Origin of the sequence: Labilibaculum sp. K2S (assembly GCF_030372765.1) — a bacterium.
Classification (GTDB): Bacteria; Bacteroidota; Bacteroidia; order Bacteroidales; family Marinifilaceae; genus Labilibaculum.
On the sequence record NZ_JAUCMW010000050.1, the window covers coordinates 1 to 3,312 of the forward strand.

1 protein-coding gene is annotated in these 3,312 nt (G+C 35.9%); it reads right to left on the reverse strand.

Features of this window, described 5'->3' with window-relative positions; translation table 11 throughout:
* On the reverse strand, nucleotides 1-3,312 hold a 3,312-nt coding region (locus QUH73_RS20540; RefSeq protein WP_289532319.1), incomplete at both ends, for an FG-GAP-like repeat-containing protein.

Consider the following 3,312-nt stretch of genomic DNA (forward strand, 5'->3'; position numbering starts at 1 on the left):
TTTGGTAAGGTGGTTGCAGAAGGTCTTCCGTAAGTATCGTAAGCGAATGTTTTCTCTGCTGTTTTTGTAGATGAAAAAGGCAAACTAATTGCTGCAACTCTGCCTTTTGAATCGTAGCGGGTATCTGTTTTTATGGTTTTGGAATTGTAGCCCTTGCCTTCACTTCGGATTACCCGGCCCAACCGATCAAAATAACTGGAAGAAGGTGCATTGCCAGTCAGGGTAGAAGATGCTTTGTAAACACATCCCGTAACAGAACTGTTCCAGCTAATGGTATTTGTATTGCTTGTTCCATCAGGATAATTGGTTTTCAAGGGCTGACCAAAACCATTATAGGTAAAACTGGTTACCCGATTGTTTGCATCGGTCACGGTTAACTGATTACCAGTAACTGGATCGTAAGCAGCCTTGGTAACATGTCCTAATGGATTTGTTTCCTGAGTCACAAATCTTCTGGTAGCATCGTACACAAAAGAAGTTGTTCTACTTGTTACTCCACTACCCGATAATGTAAGGGAACTTACTTTGCCGGAACTATAAGCGTAAGTCTCAGTAACAGCTTTAGGTGTTCCGTACAACCCGGTTTTCGAACTTAAATGATGGTTAGAATAAACCCATTTCGTAGTGGTACTAATTGCTGTATGATCGGTATGATCTTGAGTCGTGTTAACACTGGATAATCTTCCTGGCAACCAATAAGTAGAGTTTACCAGATTACTATAGCTAATACTTTGTGTTTCGCTTAATGCACCGCCCAGATTTTTACTAACACTTGTCGGATTATAATAACTGTCGAAACCAGAATAGGAAACCGTATTGGTAATTCCTTTTACATGATCGGTTTGCGATTGAGCCGTCAAGTAACTGATCAAACGAAAACCTTTGCTTCCATTTACCTTTGCGACATTGTTCGTAAAACTTGCTGACGAAACCAACGAACCTGACAGTTTTGAACTTGTGCTTTTCAAAGCTCCTACATAATAGGCACCTAGAAACTCAAAATTTGAAGTCGATTCAGCATTTTGTACGGACTCACTTTGGGTATATTCTTTACAGCCTAAAAATCCGTAATTTTTATGAACTGTTTGATTTTTGTATTTGTAGGTGGTATTGGAAATTGTTGTTCCATCAGAAGTCATACTGATTCCCTTTACCATTTTATTTTTACCCTGATAGTAGGAAAGATTAGCATCACCAGTACTTGCATCCTGAGAATAAATAGCTCCATCATTGGTTCTTTGATAGCTAATAGCATATTTATTATTCATTCCATCAGCAACTTTTGTAAGCAAATTTGCATTGCCGGTATCGTCAGATAACAATTTTTGATAACGACTTGCCGAATAATCCAGTGAAAAAATTAAATCATCTATATTGTCACCATTAAAATCAGCAATATTTATCTCATCTATGTGAACAATAGGATCAGAGGGATTCACAATTTTAAAAGGCTTTAGGTCGGTTCTAATTTCAGTTTTAAACAATTTTCCTCCTGTACCATAATGAACTTTAGCAACAACTTCATCGATATACATAGAAAAATCGTCGTAATAAATGGCGTGCATTTGGTAGATATCTGCAATACCATCACCGTTAAAATCTCCGGTTAATACTATTTTGTCCTTGTCGTCAACGCCAGACTCTGGAAATGTAACAGGATATTTTGCTTCAGCATAATTATTCCCAGTTCCATAAAACAATTTCTCATCCGAAATATTTAAAATATCATCAATCCCATCCCCATTGAAATCGGCAATTTTATATTTTTCATTTCGATTCAGGATACTGGATTCATATTTTTTGACAAATGTTTTATTTTCGTTGTATTCATAAATTTGAAGCTGAGAACCAGTTAATATAAAAATATCTTCATTACCATTATTGGTAAAATGGTGAGGTGAAATTTCGTCAGTTGCTTTAATTTGTGGCAATCCACTTCCTTGTTTACCTATAATTTCTTTGAAATTGAAGTTTGAGCCAGACTTTTCAAATAGTATCAAGTCCTTTACTCTATCACCATCAACATCCGCGTGAAAAAATTGAATATAATCTTCGACATCATATTCAGGATATGGTGATTTTGACACAAACTGCCCGTCTTTATAGTATATGTATGTAAACATATAAAATCCTCCGGATCCATTTACCAATCGAAAAAAGAAGGGGGCAAAAATATCATCTTTGCCATCTCCATTGAAATCCGTTATTTGAAATCCAGCAAATTTGGAACTCAAACTTTTTTGATAAACACTAGTTTCGGATTTCCCATCTGCTCCGGTTATATATACATTGTATTTGTCAGATGTGGTATAACTGGTTTTATCCGGATATTCCAGATAATCTGCTCGTCCATCTCCATTAAAATCACCATATTGCTTAATATTGGAGTTTTTTTGTTTTGATGTTTTGTATCTTGTGAAATCATTTGACTTTCCCCAATTTAAAACCGTCGAATTTAACTGAGTACCATCTGTTCCAAAAACCTTAATTTCATTTAAGTATGAATATATATCCTTGTAATAAGAAAATTGATATTCCCGAAAACGACTCCCTTGTCCGTTTACTTTAATTTTGCTAAGTATTTTATGTTGCTTGATTTCAAGTCCTTCAAAATATTGGGTGATTTTATCATCTCTTGAAGCATATTCAAAATTGATTGCATTTCCGGCATAGCTTATCTGGTTTATCCGAAAACCATAAGTATCGTTTATATAGGAATAACTAATGCTGTTGCCATCGTAATCGGATATGGATTTTACATACCAGCGTAAATTACCACTACTTCCACTCAATCGTGAGTTGGAGTCATTACCATACAAATAAGTTCTTCCATTTGGCATCCACACTTTAAAGTAAATGCTTGTAGTTGATCCATACAAGTTAACACGAACTTTGTTGCTGTTATCTAAACGGTATTCGGAGTTTGCAGCCCCATAGGTACCACTTACCAATATCAATCTGCTTCCTCCTAAATAAAGAGCATCGGAAGTATTATAATCTACCTTTTTTGAATTTCCATCTTGTATAAATGAATTTGCTCCTCTCGAAATAAAAGAAATACCCGTTAAATTAACTCCATACCCTAACAATCCATTTGATGAACCACTATTGTAATTCACAGAGAGGCTGGGGACTAATCCATTAACTCCTGGTGGAACCTGAATAGGTACTTGATAGTTTGAACTTCCATTTGCTGAAGCTGTTAATGAACCCGGAATACTTCCAACCTGATAGCCGGTATTCAATGTTCTGGTATCTGTATTTACGGGCGTAGTCACATATTGTGCATGCAAACTCCCCCATAAGCCGACA